Source organism: Kitasatospora sp. P5_F3, assembly GCF_054049135.1.
In genome coordinates, this window is record NZ_JBFUMY010000096.1 from 1 (window position 1) to 14,678 (window position 14,678).

Genomic DNA, 14,678 nt, shown 5'->3' on the forward strand with positions numbered 1-14,678 from the left:
ATCGCCGAACTGGTCGACACCGCAGCCCTGTTGCACGCCCAGCCCCTGCCAGGCACCCGGGGCGCGGTCGCCGTGGTCTCCAACGCGGGCGGCATCGGCATCCTCGCCGCCGACGCCTGCGTCGAGGCGGGGCTCAGCGTGCCCGCACTCCCCGCGGACGTCACCGCCGAACTGGCCGCCCTGCTGTTACCCGCCGCGGGCACCGCCAATCCGGTGGACACCACCGCCGCCATTAGCCCTGCCGAACTGCGCGCGTGCATCGAGGTGTTGACGCGCAGTCAGGCGGTGGACGCCTTGCTGGTGTGCCTGGCGCCCACCGCCCTCGTGGCGGGTACCGACCAGGGCCCCGTGCATGCCCTGAGCGCTCTGCTGGACGGCCCGGCGCGACGAAAGATCCCGGTCGCCGCCGTGCTGCTCAGCCAGGAGATGCCGGTCCGGTACCTGACCTGCGCCGACGGCGAGCTGCTGCCCTCCTACACTGACCCGGCCGCCGCCGCCCGCGCCCTCGCCCACGCCCTCGACCGGGCGCGCTGGCTGGCCGAGCCACCCGGCGCCGAGGCACAGGCGGCTGGCTGCGACCCGGCCACGGCACGGCGACTGGTGGACGCCTTCCTCACGGCCAACCCCCACGGAGGCTGGCTCGACCCCGTGCTCACGGCCCAACTCCTGGACTGCTACGGCCTTCCGCTCACCGTCTCGATCTGGGCCCCGGACGAGCACGGTACCGTCATCGCCGCTCAGTCACTGCGACAGCTCGGACACGAGGGCAAGGTCGCACTCAAGGCGTACTGGCCGGGCCAGGTGCACAAGAGCACGGCCGGCGCGGTCCGGACCGGCCTGGTCAGGGACAGCGAAGTCCACGCCGCGTACCGTGAGTTCGCCGAGAACTTCGGTGACCGGATGACCGGCGCGGTGGTCCAGCCGATGGCCGCCCCCGGCCTGGAACTGCTCGCCGGCGTCGTCCAGGACCAGGTGTTCGGCCCGCTGGTCGTCCTCGGCCTCGGCGGCACCGCCACTGACGTGCTCGACGACAGCGCCGCGAGACTGGCCCCGCTGACCGAACGCGACCTCAAGGCCATGGTCATCGAACTGCGCGGCGCCCCACTGCTACTGGGCCGTCCCGGCGCACCGGCGGTAGACCTGCCGACGGTGGAACACGTGCTCGCCGGGCTGTCCCGGATGGCCACCGACCTTCCGCAACTCGTCGAAGCCGACCTGAACCCCCTGATCGCCCGGCCCGACGGCCTGGTGTGCGTCGACGCCCGGATCCGCCTGGAGCCCAGGCCCTCCTTCGACCCCTACCTGCGTCAGCTGCGCAGGCCGCCGATGGCAGCCGCTCCCGAGGAGGAACGATGAACCGCAGCATCCTCGACGGCACGCCAACCCCGGCCTTCGCCGACCCCGGCGCAGGCGCGCCCCTCGGCCGGTCACCGGTCCGGGAGTGGATGAGCCGACCCGCCGTCGCAGTCACCCCCGGCACCGACTTCGCCGCCATGGTCGCGGCCATCACCGCCTCCCGCCGCGGGGTGCTGCCCGTGGTCTCCGGGAAGCAGGTGCCGGTGGGGGTCGTCGCGGCCTCGGACCTGCTGGCCGCGTACGCCACCGAGGAGCAGAGCCGGCACTCTCCCGCGGAGATCACCGCACGAGACCTGATGACCTCCCCGGCCGTCACCGTGACGGAGGACGAGACCATCGCGGAGGCGGCACGGACCGCTCGCCGGGAGGCGGTCCACCATCTTCCGGTGGTGGACGCCGAAGGCAGACTGTCGGGCATCGTATCGCCGCACGACCTCCTGGACGCGCTCCGGGCCGATGACGAGGCGCTCCGTACGGTGGTGCTGACCATGGCCCTGACCCCGGGCTCCGGCGTGGTGCCGAGCTCGCTGCACGTACGGTGCGAGCGCGGTCACGTCGTCCTTGCCGGACACACCCGCTCGCGCACCGACGCCGCCGCGCTGTGCCTCCAGGTGGCCCGAATCGACGGACTGAACGGGCTCACCGACCGGCTCCGGTGGGACGTCGACGACACCGACCCGCACGGGGGAGCGGCCCTAGAGGATGAGCTCCGGTGACGGCCTCACAGCAGCGGACGGCAGCCTTGGACATTCCGTCGGTGGTCCTCGACCCCGGGGCGGTCAGGGCCGTCGTCCTGGACGCGGACGGAGTCATGACGAACTCCCGGACGCTGCGCACCACCGCCTGGCAGGACACCTTCGACGCCTACCTCGCCCAGTACGCCCGGGTCACCGGCGACCCGCAGCCTTCCTCGGACGTCCGGTCGGACCTGCACCGCGACCTGACCGGTCGGCTGGACGAGGACACCGCAGCCGAACTGCTCCGGGCAACCGGACGCAGGATCGACCTGGCAGCCGTACACCTCGGCCCGTCACGGGAGAACCTGCTCGCCCTGCTGGTACGCCATCAGGACCAGCGATTCCTGGATCTCCTGAACTCGCCGGGCGTCCCGGCCCGCAGCGGTTCGGCCGGGCTGCTACGAGCCCTGCGGGCCGCGGGGATTCCCACCGCAGCGGTCTCCACCAGCCGGCACTGCGGACTGCTGCTGCGCCGCGCCGGGCTCGCGAACCTGGTGGATGCCTGCGTGGACGCCGAGGACGCCTTGCACCACCAGCTCGTCGGCCCGACCGAGCCGGCCCTCTACCAGTTCGCGACGAAGCTGCTGCACTGCGGGCCCGGCCAGTCGGCGCTGCTGGTCGGCGCTGCTGGTCGGCACGCCGCCGGGAGTCGTGGCAGGGCGCCGGGCCAGGTTCGGCCAGGTCGTCGTGGTCTCCCACGGCGAGGCGTCGTGGACCGGCCCGGAGCCGCTCGTGTACGGACTGGATGCGGTCGCCGTCGCTCCCGCCGGGCCGTAGGCACTGCTCAGCGGACCAGGACGCGCTCGCCGGAACGCGGGACGACCGCCGTCCAGCCGAGCTCGCGGTCGATCCGGTCGCGCAGGGTCTGCGATCCTTCGGGCTCGCCGTGGACGAGGTAGGTGGCACTCGGCGGCGGGGCGTGGCGCAGCCACTCGATGATCTCGGCGGCGTCGGCGTGGGCCGAGAAAGCGGGGACGTTGACGACCTCGGCCCGGACCGGGACGTAGGTTCCGTACATCTTGAGTACGCGCGCACCGTCGACGAGGTCGCGGGCGCGGGTGCCCTCGGCGGCGAAGCCGACGACGATCACGGTGTTGCGCGGGTCGGGCAGCAGTCGACGCAGGTGGTGGACGACGCGGCCGCCGGTGGCCATGCCGGAGGCGGAGACCAGGATCGACGGCACGCTGGAACGCTCCAGCGCCAAGGACTCCTGAAGGGAGTGGATCAGCGAGAACGGCTCGGGGTCGAGAGCCGAGGCGCCCTCGTCGAGAACCTCCGGGCGCAGCTGGCCGGAGCGCCGGGCGAAGGCCTCGCGGTAGATCCGCAAGGCGGCCAAGGCCATCGGGCTGTCCACGTACACCGGCGCTCCGGCGGAAAGCCGCCCGGTTCGGCGGAGCTCGGAGAGCTGGTGCAGCACCACCTCGGTGCGGTCCACGGCGAAGGACGGGATGACGACGGTGCCACCGCGGGCAAGCGTGCGGCTGATCGCGGCTGCGAACCACTCGCGGGCCGCGCTCTCCTCATGGTGGCGGTTGCCGTAGGTGGACTCCATCAGCAGGATGTCGGCGCCGGTGAACGGTTCGGGCGGGCGCAGCAGTGGATGTACCGGACGGCCGAGGTCGCCGCTGATCGCCAGGGTGTGGCCGTCCTCGAGGGTCAGGTGCGCCCAGGCGGAGCCGAGGATGTGTCCGCCGTGGTGCAACCGGAGCACCATGCCGCCGGTGATCGCGACATCGGTATCCAGCTGCACTGGGTCGAACATGCGTAGGGTCTGCTCGACGTCGTCCTCGTCGTAAAGGGGTTCGGCGGGGCGGTGCTTGGACCAGCCGTGCTCGTTGGCGTGATCGGCGTCCTCGCGGAGCAGGTGGGCGCTGTCGCGCAGGATCAGCTCGGCGAGGCGGGCGGTGTCGGCGGTGGTCAGCACCGGTCCGCGGAAGCCGTCCCGCACGAGTTTCGGCAGGTAGCCGCAGTGGTCCAGGTGGGCGTGGGTGAGCACGACCGCGTCGATGTCGGCCGGGTCGAGGGGGAGCGGCCGGCGGTTGAGCCGGCGCAGCTCGGCCAGGCCCTGGAACAGGCCGCAGTCGACCATGACCCGGGCGCGGTCGGTCTCGACCAGGAACTTGCTGCCGGTGACGGTGCCGACACCGCCGAGGAAGGTCAGCAGGCCCGGGCGAGGCTGCGGATGAGGGGCGCGGGCGTCCGTCGTCATGGCGACCTCCAGGGGGAGTTACCTCCCATCATGGCGGCGGTCGGCCCCGCCGTCGCGGGCCGCATCGGCCCTGGCGGTAGGACCGAACGGCCCTGTGCGGTCCAGCTCCGGCGGGCGGACAGTGTGAGTACGGAACCACCCGTGGAGGAGTGAGGACAATGCAGCACCGCAGCGTCCACGACGTGATGACCCATGAGGTCGTCACCGCCAGGCCCGACACGCCGTTCAAGGAGATCGCGGCGCTGTTCCACCGCAACGACATCACCGCGATTCCGGTCATCGACGAGCAGAACCACCCGATCGGCATGGTTTCCGAGGCCGACCTGATCCGCAAGGAGGCCGTCCTGCCCGACCCGGAGGGCCACAGCCCCGGCCGCTGGCTCGACGCCGCCGACCGGGCGCGGGCCGAGGCCGAGACCGCCGGCGGGCTGATGACCAGCCCGGCCGTCACGGCCCGTGCCACCTGGTCCGTCCCCGAGGCCGCCCGCGCCATGGACAAGCACAAGGTCAAGCGGCTCCCGGTAGTGGACGAGGTCGGACGGCTGGTCGGCATCGTCAGCCGCCGCGACCTGCTCCAGGTCTTCCTGCGCCACGACGCCGCCATCCGCGAGGAGATCACCCACGACGTGCTCGGCCAGACGCTGTGGCTGGCGCCGGGTGACGTCCGGGTCGCCGTGCAGGACGGCGTGGTGACCCTGACCGGACGGCTGCCGCGCCGGAGCCTCGTCCCGATCGCCGAGCAGCTGTGCCGCGCCGTGGACGGCGTGGTGGCGGTCCACCAGACCCTCGACTGGACCGAGGACGACACCGATGTCCACCTCGAACACCCCCACGCCTACCACGCCGACCGCTGAGGTCGACCTGGACGAGCAGGGCCTCGGCGCCCTGTTCGAGGCCCTGGCCCGGCGCGGGCTGACGGTGGTCGGCCCGGCGGCGCGGGACGGCGCCATCGTCCTCGCCGAGTTCGGCTCCGCCGACGAGCTGCCGTACGGGTGGGGCGTCGAGGTCGAGGCCGGCACCTACCGACTGCACCGGGGCGAGGACCGGGCAGCCTTCGCCCACTCGGCCGGGCCGCAGTCCTGGAAGACCTTCTTCCACCCGCCCCGCGCCCGCCCCTGGCAGGCCGACCGGGCCCTGGACCGCACGGTCACCGTCCAGGAGGACGACACCCCGCCGCCCCGGTACGCCTTCCTCGGCGTGCGGCCTTGTGACCTGCGGGTGATCGCCGTCCAGGACCGGGTGCTGACCGGAGGCTGGTCCGCTCCTCCGCCCGCAGCCGCTACCGCCAGTGGCTCACCCACAAACTCGGCACCTTGTAGGACCAGTTCGGCCCCTCCGGCTGCGTCGGCTGTGGACGCTGCCCCCCGGAACCCGCTCGGCGCCCCGATGGTCTCGGGTGAGGGCACCTGTGCCGCCTTCCACGCCGTCGGCCGCCGCAAGGAGAGCTGACATGACGACCACCCCCGCAGTCGAGCGCCCGACGCCGATCACCGAGACCGACCTGGTGCTGCTCGGCCACGGCGCGGGCGGCCGGCTCTCTGCCGACCTGCTGGCCGACGTACTGCTCCCCGCGCTCAGCGGCACCGAAAGGCCCAACCGGGCCCCGCTGGAGGACGCCGCGGTGCTCATTCCGATCGGCGGCGGTGAACTGGTCGTCTCCACCGGCTCCTTCGTGGTGAGCCCGCTGTTCTTCCCGGGCGGTGACATCGGCTCGCTCTCCGTCCACGGCACCGTCAACGACGTCGCCATGATGGGCGGCATGCCCACCGCCCTCGCGGTCTCGCTGATCATCGAGGAGGGCCTACCGCTCACGGTCCTGGACCGGGTAGCCCGATCCCTCGGCCGGGCCGCCCGCGAGGCCGGGGTCGCCGTGGTCACCGGCGACACCAAAGTCGTCGGCCGGGGCGCCGCCGACCAGCTGTTCATCACCACCACCGGCTTCGGCCTGCGCCTGCCGACCCTGCGCACCTCCGCCGCATACGCGACCCCGGGCGACACCGTCCTGCTGTCCGGCCCGATCGGCCTGCACGGCACCACCGTCATGAGCACCCGCGAGGGCCTTGGATTCGAGACCGACATCGGCACCGACTCCCGGCCGCTGCACCACCTCGTCCGCGCCATGGGCGAGGCCGGCGGGGACGCCGTGCATGTGCTGCGCGACCCCACCCGTGGCGGCCTCGCCTCCGCCCTCAACGAGATCGCCCGCGATTCCAAGGTGGGCGTGGAGATCGAGGAGTCCGCGATCCCCGTCCCCGAACCGGTCGCGTCCGCCTGCGACCTGCTCGGCCTCGACGTGCTGCACGTCGCCAACGAGGGCTGCCTGGTCGCCTTCGTCGCCCGCGGCAGGGCCGACGCCGTCCTCGCCGCCATGCACGCCACCCCCGGCGGTGAGGGCGCAGTCCCCATCGGACACGTCACCGACTCGCCCGCCGGCCGTGTCACCCTCCACGCCCTGGCCGGCGCCCACCGCGTGGTCGACATGCTCGCGGGCGAGCAACTGCCCCGGATCTGCTGACCAGGAAGACCCCGCGGACGGACCCGAAGACCGACCATGGGAGGCAGGAGGACCCGATGAACGGCTCGGTACCACTGGGGCGCATCTTCGGTGTGCCACTGCGGATCCACTGGAGTGCGCCCCTGCTGGTCTTCCTCCTGAGCAGCGCCCTCAGCGGCCGGACACTGCCGGCCTGGGCACCCGGACAGTCCGCGACGGTCTATACCGTCTCGGGCCTGGTCGGGGCGATGCTGCTGCTGGTGAGTCTGGTACTGCACGAGGCGGCGCACGCCGTCACCGCCCGCCGGGCAGGCATCGACGTCGAGGACATCACGGTCTGGGGGCTGGGCGGGATCACCCGGATCGGACGCGCTTCGACTCCCCGGGTCCAGTTCGCCGTCTCGATGGTCGGCCCGCTGACCAGCCTGGCGCTGGGCGGTCTCTCGATCGCCGCCGCGTTCGGCGCGCGCGACGTGCTCCACTGGGCGGTGCCCTCGGCCGTGCTGTTCTGGACCGGCTGGACCAACCTGTTGCTCGGGGTGTTCAACCTGCTGCCCGCCGCACCGCTGGACGGTGGGCGAGTCCTGCAGTCCGCCATCTGGTGGCGCGGGGGCGACCGCGAGCGGGCCGAGCGGATCGCGGGGCGCACCGGGCAGGTGGTCGGAGCGCTGATGGTGGCGGCGGGCTGGGCCGAGCTCTCCTACGGTGGCAGCGCGGGGCTGTGGCTGATGTTCATAGGCCTCTTCGTCTCGGTGTCCGCCCTGGCCGAGGTCCGCCGCGCCGTGCTGGTGGCCGCGCTGCGCGGCCTAAGGGTGGCGGACGTGATGTCCGCACCCGTCGTCACCGCGCCCGAGTGGCTCAGCGTGGACCGCTTCCTTGAGGAGATCGTGACCTGGACCCACCACTCGGTGATCCCGCTGCTCGACATCGACGGCCGTCCGAGCGGGATCGTCGATCGGCGTCGGCTCGCGACGCTCCCGCCGTCGCGGCGGGCCGAGGTGCGGCTGCGGGACCTCGCTGTCCCGATCGGGCCAGGCGCGATCACGGCCCCCGGGGACCAGCTCGTCGACGTGCTGGACCACGCCGGCGTGGCGGTGCCACTGCGACTCCTGGTGCTGGAGGGCGACCGGCTGGTCGGCATCGTCACCGGCCACGACATCGCCCGGATCGCGCAGCAACGTCTCCCCGCCCCAGGCTCGCCCGAGCGGCACCCGTCCGGCTGACCCGGGGCTGGTTGCACCCGGCTGCTCGGCCGTCCGGGCGACCGCTGGGCGCGGCGCCCCGGTACCGGCCCAGCGACGATGGAGGTTTGGGCCGGACGGAAGCATCCGATCATCCAGCTGGAGGGGCGCCAGGAGGGCTGCTGCCGGCCTCGCTCGGCGGGATGCTCGCCAGTGCCCCCACGGAAGGCCCGGCCGTGGGCACCGGGACCGGCACCAGCGAGATCCTGGACGAGCTCCGGCTCGAGCGCGGGATCAGCGACGGCGGTGACGTGACGTGGCGCTGGTGGTCTTGGGAGGGGTGGCGATCGGCGCGGCCATGTTCCTGCTCACGCGTACCGGGCCGTGTTCACCGGCAGCGTCCTGAAATGGGACCAGGAGGGCCATGAGGCGCTCACCCACAACATCGACGTCGCCAAGCTGCTCGGCGGCCTGGGCAGCTGGTTCACAGATCTCGTCGCACCCTCGGATCCCCGGGCCCGAGCTGGAGACCTCCGAGCTGTTCACCGCCCACCTCAGGCAGCTCGCGGCCTTCGGCCTGGTCCTGGTGGGCGGGCTGTCGATCCTCGCCGTGCCGGTGCCGCCCGTAGTCGGGCCGACGCCGGTGGACGGTCTCGAGATCACCGGACCGTTGTGGATGTTCTGGTGGTTCTTCTCGTTCGAGGAGTGGTGGGGGATCGGCTCGGTGGGCATCGCGATCGGCGTGCTGTTCGCGCTGATCTTCCTGGTGCCGTTGCTCGACCGCAGCCCCCACCGCCGCTGGCGGGAGCGCAGGGTCACCGTCGGCGCCGCGCTGCTGATCCTCCTCTTCCTGGTCGCGATCACCATCCAGGTGTGGATCAACAACCCGAAGGGGCACGCATGAACGAGGCCGGCCATCGGCGGGCCCGGCGCTGGTTCTGGACTCTTCTCCTGGTGGCCGTACTCGCCATGGGCGTGCTGTACCGGGGCCTGCAAACGGCTCCCGGCCCCACCGCCGGGGCCCTGGTCGGCACCGCCGTGCCGGTCCTGCTGGCGTCGGGCGTGCAGGCAGTCCGGATCTGGCTCGCCCTGGCAGGTCCGCCCGCCCTGCCGAGCCGGTGGAGGATTACCCGGCGGTCGCCGCGCCGCCGCGCTCGGCCGCAGCGACGTGGCGTTTGACGGAGGCGAAGCTGTCCGGGGTGACGGAGACGGAGTCGATGCCCGCCTGGACGAGGAAGCGGGTGAAGTCGGGGTCGTTGCTGGGGCGTTGGCCGCAGAGGCCGACAGTGCGACCGGCCGCGTGGGCGGTGGCGATCAGGGTCTCGATGGAGCGGGTGACGGCGGGGTTGCGCTCGTCGAAGAGGTGGGCCAGGAGATCGGAGTCGCGGTCCACGCCGAGGGTGAGCTGGGTGAGGTCGTTGCTGCCGATGGAGAAGCCGTCGAAGCGCTCGGCGAACTGTTCGGCGAGCAAGATGTTGGCCGGGATCTCCGCCATCACGTTGATCAGCAGGCCGTTCTGACCACGGGTCAGCCCGTTCTCGGCCATCACCGCGAGGACGCGGTCGGCCTCCTGCGGGGTTCGGCAGAACGGGATCATCACCACCACGTTGGTCAGCCCCATCTCGTCCCGGACCCGGCGCAGCGCCCGGCACTCCAACGCGAAACCCTCCCGGTAGCCGGGGTCGTAGTACCGGCTGGCGCCCCGCCAGCCGATCATCGGGTTGGCCTCGACCGGCTCGAACGGCTGCCCGCCGACCAGCCGGGCGTACTCGTTGGTCTTGAAGTCACTGGTGCGCACCACCACCGGGTGGGGCCACCGGGAGGCGGCGATCCTGGCGATGCCCTGCGCCAGGCGGTCGACGAAGTAGTCCGCGCGGTCGGTGTAGCCGTCCGTGAGCTCGTCGACCCGGCGGCGGTCCTCGGCGGAGAGCCGCTCCGGATGCACCAGCGCCATCGGGTGGACCCGTACCTGATGGGCCACCATGAACTCCATCCGGGCCAGGCCCACTCCGTCGGCCGGCAGCTGCCACCAGCGGAACGCGGCGGACGGGTCGGCCATGTTCAGCATCACCTTCGTGCGGGTCTCGGGCAGCGTACCGAGATCGGTCTCGGACTCCTCGAAGTCGACCCGCCCGGCGTACACATGGCCTTCGGCGCCCTCCGCGCAGGAGACCGTCACCTCCTGACGGTCGGTCAGCACGGCGGTGGCCCGGCCGGTACCCACGACCGCCGGCACGCCGAGTTCGCGGCTGACGATCGCCGCGTGCGAGGTCCGCCCGCCATGGTCGGTCACGATGGCCGCCGCCCGCTTCATCAGCGGCTCCCAGTCCGGGTCGGTGATGGAGGTGACCAGTACCGCCCCGGCCGGGAAGCGTTCCAGCCCGACCGGGCTGTCCAGCGCGCACACCGGGCCGACGCCCACCGCCTCGCCGACCGCGATCCCGTCCACCAGGCGCTCGCCGTCGCCGGTCATCCGGTACCGGCGCAGCACCGTGCCGCGTCGCCGGGACTGCACGGTCTCGGGCCGGGCCTGGACCACGAAGAGTTCGCCGGTGCGGCCGTCCTTGGCCCATTCGAGGTCCATCGGGCACCCGTAGTGCTGCTCGACGGCCACCGCCCACCGGGCGAGTTCCCGCACCTCAGCGTCGTTCAGCACACGCCGGGCCTGTTCCTCGGGTGTGGTGTCCACCGTGCGGGTGAGACCCGCGTCGGCGTACACCGCCTTGCGGCGCTTGGCGCCGATCGCCCACTGGATGACGGAGTTCAGCCGAGGTTCCTTCAGCAGCGGCTTGAACACCACGTATTCGTCAGGGTCAACCTGCCCGCTGACCACCGTCTCGCCCAGGCCCCAGGCCGCGCTGACGACGACCACCTCGGGGAAGCCGCTCTCGGTGTCCAGGCTGAACATCACCCCGGCCCCGCCCAGATCCGAGCGGACCATCAGCTGCACCCCGACCGACAGGGCCACCGCGACGTGGTCGAAGCCCAGCCGCTCCCGGTAGTCGATCGCCCGGTCGGTGAAGAGCGAGGCGAAGCAGCGCCGGCAGGCGTCCAGCAGGGCCTCGCGGCCCCGGACGTTGAGGAAGGTCTCCTGTTGGCCGGCGAAGCTCGCCTCCGGCAGGTCCTCGGCCGTCGCGCTGGAGCGCACCGCCACGTCGGGGTCCACCCGCCCGACCTGGCGGGCGAGTTGCTCGTACGCCGCGGCCAGCTCCTGCTCCAGCGCGGGCGGGAGCGCGGTGGCCAGGATCGCGGCGCGGACGGCGGCGCCCACTTCGGCGAGTGGGGCGCCGCCGTGCAGGCGGTCGATCTGCTCGGCCACCCGCTCCCGCAGCCGGCCGGTGGACAGGAAGTCACGGTAGGCGTCGGCCGTGGTGGCGAAGCCGTCGGGCACCCGGACACCGGCTGGTCCGAGCTTTCCGACGAGTTCGCCGAGGGAGGAGTTCTTGCCGCCGACCAGGCCGATGTCCTCCCGGCCGAGGTCGGCGAACCAGATGACGCGGCGCATGGCTGCTCCAGGGATCAGTAGGGAATCGGGCGGCCGGACGGGGTGCGCGGGTCGAGCGGAGGGCGCGGCTGGGAGTGGGTCGGCCGCTTGGCGATCCTGATCCGTGTCATTGCCGACACCTCCTCGACCGTGTGCTTCACGGGTCTTCCGCTCTCCACGATCACCTGCGGCCCCGGTCGGCTCCAGGGGCGGAGGCCTCAAGCCCGTGGTCCGACCGGCCCCTCCGGCTTGGCCGACAGCGGGAACTCCGATGCCGCCTCGGCTCCGTTCGTGCTGTTCATCTCGTCCTCCGTACTGGTGGGCCTACTGGACGGGGGCGACCTTGGTGATGAAGGCGCCGAGGGCACCGGCCACCGCGGCCATCGCGAACGAGAGGCAGAACAGTGCGATGGTGGTGTGCCGGACGCGGGTGTGGCGGATGAGGCCGGGGCCGTAGTGCCAGACGATGAAGGCGACGGTGGTGGCCAGGATCGGGCTGATCCAGGCGATGTGCTCCTTCCACTCCATCCCGAACGTGTGCCAGTCCGCCGTATCGGGGTCGGCCAGCAGCAGCGACCTGGGACTGGAGGGGATCTTCTCCCGGTACCAGGGGTAGACGATCCAGGTGCCCGAGATCACGGTCGCCCAGGCCGCGACGGCCATCGCGGTGACGCCGGTCCGGACCCGCCGCATCCGGGTCACCACCCCTTCCGGGGTCACCTGCGATGGTTTGAGGCCGTAGAGCTCCGCGAGGCCGCCGGAGAAGGCGAGCAGGAAAGGCGGCACCGAGCACCATTCCGTGGATCAGGGCCCACCACTCGCGGTTGGTGAATGTCATACCCGTGCTCCTGTCCGGCATCCGGTGGCGTCGGCTTCGGGGGTGCCGTTCTCCGACCACGTTATGACGGTGCATCAGTTCGTCCCGGCCGTCACCGCGCCGCCGAACGGGTGGAGAAGCGGGGCCCTGTGCAGGACGCCGCGCAGCGCCCGTCGCGCCGACCGGGCGGCCCCGGACGCCCACGCCGGGCCCGTTGGGCCCTATACCGAGCTCTCCGAGAGGCGCATGCTCGAATCACCGGCGGCATCCGCCCGCGAGGAGTGATCCACCATGACAGTGCCAACCCTGACCCCGGCCGAGCTGCACCTGCTGGTCTCCGCCGCCGGCGCGGCGCCCTCGCTGCACAACAGCCAGCCGTGGCGCTTCCGCCTGACGCCGGACCTGGACGGAATGGAGGTGCACGCCGACCCGGCGCGCGCCGTCCCCCTCACCGACCCCGACGGCAGGGCGATGCACATCTCGATCGGTGCTGCGCTGTTCAACCTCCGGGTGGCGGCCGCCCACCTCGGCCGCGAGCCGTCGGTACGGCTGCTCCCCGGCGGCGAGCCGCACCTGGTCGCGACCGTCGACCTCTCCCGGCCCGCTGCGCCGACGGCGTCATCCGACCGGGACCTCTACCCGGTGATCGGACAACGCCACTCCAGCCGCCAGCCGTTCACCAACCGCGACGTGCCGGAGACGGTGCTCGGCGAACTCATCGAGGCCGCCCGCGCCGAAGGCGTCGAACTCTCCGTCCTGGAGGAGTACGGGGTGCGTCGCGTCCTGGCCCTGACCGCCGAGGCGGAGCTGCGGATCGCCGACGACCTCGCACGCCAGGCCGAGACCCGCAGCTGGCTGCGGTTGGAGGCACCTGCCACCGACGGCATCCCGGCCGCAGCCCTCGGCCCGCTGGACCGTGACGCCCACGTCCCCATGCGCAGCTTCACCGGGCACCCGCCCGCCGCACCCGTCATGCCCTCCCAACGCTTCGAGGCGCTGCCCCAGGTCGCCGTGCTCACCACACACACCGACCACCCGGCCGACTGGCTGCGCACCGGCCAGGCGATGCAGTGGGCCTGGCTGCTCGCCACCGTCCACGGACTGCGCGCCTCCGTCCTGCACCAGGCCGTCGAATGGCCCGACACCCGATGGCGGCTGCGCGACCCCGCCGAAGGACCCGGACACGTCCAGCTGGTGCTACGCCTCGGCTACGGCCCACCAGGAGCCACCAGCCCTCGCCGCCCGGTGGAGGAGATCCTCGAACTGCCGGATCACGAGGCCGCAGCCGGGTGAGGCAGGACGCCGCGCACTACCTGTGCCCGGCCGGAGGATGAGAGCCGCGGGTTGGAGGACGATCATGCAGAGCGAGACGGTCCCGCATCAGCAGAGCCTGATGCGCACCAGAGGCGGCCGGACGTTCGCCGTCTCCCGGTTCGCTCCCGGAGTCCTGCCGATCGACCTGGGTCGCGTCGTCCTGGACACCGTCTGCGAACCGTACGACCGCGGCGAGGGGTGGGCGTCGCTGACGCCCGCCGAGGCCAGAGAACTTGCGGGGCTGCTGCTCCAGCAGGCCGCCGCCGTCGACGAGCCTTCGGCCGGGCAGGCCGGACACCTGACGGCCCTCGGCGTCCGAGGTGACGTCTACGCCATCACCACCCGCGGGCATGTGATGACGGTCGATCAACCTGTCGCGGACGGTGGTACGGACACCGGACCGACTCCCGTGGAACTGCTGGTGGCCGCCCTGGCCGGATGCATCGCGCACTACGCCGGCCGCTATCTCGACCGCCACCGCATCCCGCGCGAGGGCCTGCGCGTCACCGCTGAGCACGTGATGGCGCCCGCCCGGCCGGCCCGGGTCGCGTCGGTCGCGCTCCGCCTGGCCGTGCCCGCGCTGCCGCCCGAGCGGGCCGAGGCGTTGCTGGCCGTGGTCCGGGGTTGCACGGTTCACAACACCCTCGCGCTTCCGCCCTCGGTGTCGGTTGTCCTGGAGCCGCAGCCATGAGAGTGGCCGACCTGATGATCACCCCGCCGGTCACCGTTCCGCCGGAGGCGACCGTGCGGGAGGCGGCGTGTCGGATGGCCGACGAGGCGGTCGGCTGCGTGCTGGTCGCCGAGAACGGCACCCTGCACGGCATCGTCACCGACCGCGACCTAGTCGTACGGGCCCTGGCGGCATCGGCCGGGCCCGAGACCCCGGTGTCGGAGCTGATGTCCTCGCCCGCCGTCACAGTGGACGCCACCGACGACATCGAAGCGGCCTACCACGCCCTCCGGCGGTCCGGCGTACGGCGCCTGCCCGTGCTCGACGGGCACCGCCTGGTCGGGCTGCTCGCTGTCGACGACCTCTTCCTCGACGTGCTGCAACGGCTCTTCGACCTGCTCGGCCCGGTCTCGTGG

Annotated in this window: 14 protein-coding genes; 11 read left to right on the top strand and 3 right to left on the bottom strand. The window is 72.5% G+C overall.

The window, feature by feature from the left end:
* The 3 genes from ACXJMZ_RS33330 to ACXJMZ_RS33340 all read left to right on the top strand — a co-directional run.
* Positions 1–1,356, top strand: a 1,356-nt coding sequence (locus ACXJMZ_RS33330) for an acetate--CoA ligase family protein (protein ID WP_457033752.1), incomplete at its 5' end; no start/stop codon positions are given.
* The gene (locus ACXJMZ_RS33335) at positions 1,353–2,072 is read left to right on the top strand and encodes a CBS domain-containing protein (protein WP_457033753.1); all 720 of its coding nucleotides are present in this window, start codon (positions 1,353–1,355) and stop codon (positions 2,070–2,072) included. The genes ACXJMZ_RS33330 and ACXJMZ_RS33335, both read left to right, overlap by 4 nt.
* Positions 2,069–2,992: an HAD family hydrolase gene (locus ACXJMZ_RS33340; protein ID WP_457033754.1), complete on the top strand. Its 924-nt coding sequence runs from the start codon at positions 2,069–2,071 to the stop codon at positions 2,990–2,992. Before ACXJMZ_RS33335 ends, ACXJMZ_RS33340 begins: the two co-directional genes overlap by 4 nt.
* On the opposite strand, the gene ACXJMZ_RS33345 is transcribed toward ACXJMZ_RS33340, so the two are convergent.
* Complete coding sequence (locus ACXJMZ_RS33345; RefSeq protein ID WP_457033755.1) at positions 2,878–4,302, bottom strand: MBL fold metallo-hydrolase RNA specificity domain-containing protein; 1,425 nt, start codon at positions 4,300–4,302, stop codon at positions 2,878–2,880. The genes ACXJMZ_RS33340 and ACXJMZ_RS33345 overlap by 115 nt on opposite strands.
* Before the next feature lie 158 nt (positions 4,303–4,460).
* Here ACXJMZ_RS33345 and ACXJMZ_RS33350 point away from each other — a divergent pair, with 158 nt between their 5' ends.
* The 5 genes from ACXJMZ_RS33350 (at position 4,461) to ACXJMZ_RS33370 (ending at position 8,881) form a co-directional block, all read left to right on the top strand.
* The gene (locus ACXJMZ_RS33350; RefSeq protein WP_457033756.1) at positions 4,461–5,156 is read left to right on the top strand and encodes a CBS domain-containing protein; all 696 of its coding nucleotides are present in this window, start codon (positions 4,461–4,463) and stop codon (positions 5,154–5,156) included.
* Complete coding sequence (locus tag ACXJMZ_RS33355; RefSeq protein ID WP_457033765.1) at positions 5,113–5,751, top strand: hypothetical protein; 639 nt, start codon at positions 5,113–5,115, stop codon at positions 5,749–5,751. The genes ACXJMZ_RS33350 and ACXJMZ_RS33355 overlap by 44 nt, the downstream gene beginning before the upstream one ends.
* Position 5,752: 1 nt before the next feature.
* Positions 5,753–6,817: a hydrogenase expression/formation protein HypE gene (hypE, locus tag ACXJMZ_RS33360; protein ID WP_457033757.1), complete on the top strand. Its 1,065-nt coding sequence runs from the start codon at positions 5,753–5,755 to the stop codon at positions 6,815–6,817.
* A 56-nt stretch (positions 6,818–6,873) separates the two neighbouring features.
* Positions 6,874–8,019 (top strand): site-2 protease family protein, encoded by a 1,146-nt coding sequence (locus ACXJMZ_RS33365; protein ID WP_457033758.1) that lies wholly within the window; start codon positions 6,874–6,876, stop codon positions 8,017–8,019.
* A gap of 382 nt (positions 8,020–8,401) precedes the next feature.
* Positions 8,402–8,881 carry a hypothetical protein gene (locus ACXJMZ_RS33370; protein ID WP_457033759.1) on the top strand — a complete coding sequence of 160 codons (480 nt, stop codon included), beginning with the start codon at positions 8,402–8,404 and terminating at the stop codon, positions 8,879–8,881.
* 222 nt (positions 8,882–9,103) lie between these two features.
* Here the strand turns inward: ACXJMZ_RS33370 and ppsA are convergent, their stop codons facing one another.
* Both ppsA and ACXJMZ_RS33380 read right to left on the bottom strand, forming a co-directional pair.
* A complete protein-coding gene (ppsA, locus tag ACXJMZ_RS33375) occupies positions 9,104–11,482 on the bottom strand; it encodes a phosphoenolpyruvate synthase (RefSeq protein WP_457033760.1) in 2,379 nt (792 codons plus the stop codon).
* Between the two features lie 303 nt (positions 11,483–11,785).
* Entirely contained in the window at positions 11,786–12,247 is a 462-nt protein-coding gene (locus tag ACXJMZ_RS33380; RefSeq protein WP_457033761.1) for a hypothetical protein, read from the bottom strand.
* A gap of 322 nt (positions 12,248–12,569) precedes the next feature.
* On the opposite strand from ACXJMZ_RS33380, the gene ACXJMZ_RS33385 reads away from it, so the two are divergent.
* The 3 genes from ACXJMZ_RS33385 to ACXJMZ_RS33395 form a co-directional block, all read left to right on the top strand.
* On the top strand, positions 12,570–13,571 hold the full coding sequence (locus ACXJMZ_RS33385) for an Acg family FMN-binding oxidoreductase (protein WP_457033762.1): 1,002 nt from the start codon (positions 12,570–12,572) through the stop codon (positions 13,569–13,571).
* A 64-nt stretch (positions 13,572–13,635) separates the two neighbouring features.
* Positions 13,636–14,283, top strand: a complete 648-nt coding sequence (locus tag ACXJMZ_RS33390; RefSeq protein WP_457033763.1) for an OsmC family protein — start codon at positions 13,636–13,638, stop codon at positions 14,281–14,283.
* The coding region (locus tag ACXJMZ_RS33395) for a CBS domain-containing protein (protein WP_457033764.1) at positions 14,280–14,678 on the top strand (399 nt) is incomplete at its 3' end. The genes ACXJMZ_RS33390 and ACXJMZ_RS33395, both read left to right, overlap by 4 nt.

What these genes read in the sequence shown, in the direction of transcription:
- hypE (WP_457033757.1), top strand. Translation starts at nt 5,753, where the DNA reads ATGACGACCACCCCCGCAGTCGAGCGCCCGACGCCGATCACCGAGACC.
- ACXJMZ_RS33345 (WP_457033755.1), bottom strand. Translation starts at nt 4,302, where the DNA reads ATGACGACGGACGCCCGCGCCCCTCATCCGCAGCCTCGCCCGGGCCTG.
- ACXJMZ_RS33335 (WP_457033753.1), top strand. Translation starts at nt 1,353, where the DNA reads ATGAACCGCAGCATCCTCGACGGCACGCCAACCCCGGCCTTCGCCGAC.
- ACXJMZ_RS33390 (WP_457033763.1), top strand. Translation starts at nt 13,636, where the DNA reads ATGCAGAGCGAGACGGTCCCGCATCAGCAGAGCCTGATGCGCACCAGA.
- ACXJMZ_RS33370 (WP_457033759.1), top strand. Translation starts at nt 8,402, where the DNA reads ATGAGGCGCTCACCCACAACATCGACGTCGCCAAGCTGCTCGGCGGCC.
- ACXJMZ_RS33350 (WP_457033756.1), top strand. Translation starts at nt 4,461, where the DNA reads ATGCAGCACCGCAGCGTCCACGACGTGATGACCCATGAGGTCGTCACC.
- ACXJMZ_RS33355 (WP_457033765.1), top strand. Translation starts at nt 5,113, where the DNA reads ATGTCCACCTCGAACACCCCCACGCCTACCACGCCGACCGCTGAGGTC.
- ppsA (WP_457033760.1), bottom strand. Translation starts at nt 11,482, where the DNA reads ATGCGCCGCGTCATCTGGTTCGCCGACCTCGGCCGGGAGGACATCGGC.
- ACXJMZ_RS33365 (WP_457033758.1), top strand. Translation starts at nt 6,874, where the DNA reads ATGAACGGCTCGGTACCACTGGGGCGCATCTTCGGTGTGCCACTGCGG.
- ACXJMZ_RS33385 (WP_457033762.1), top strand. Translation starts at nt 12,570, where the DNA reads ATGACAGTGCCAACCCTGACCCCGGCCGAGCTGCACCTGCTGGTCTCC.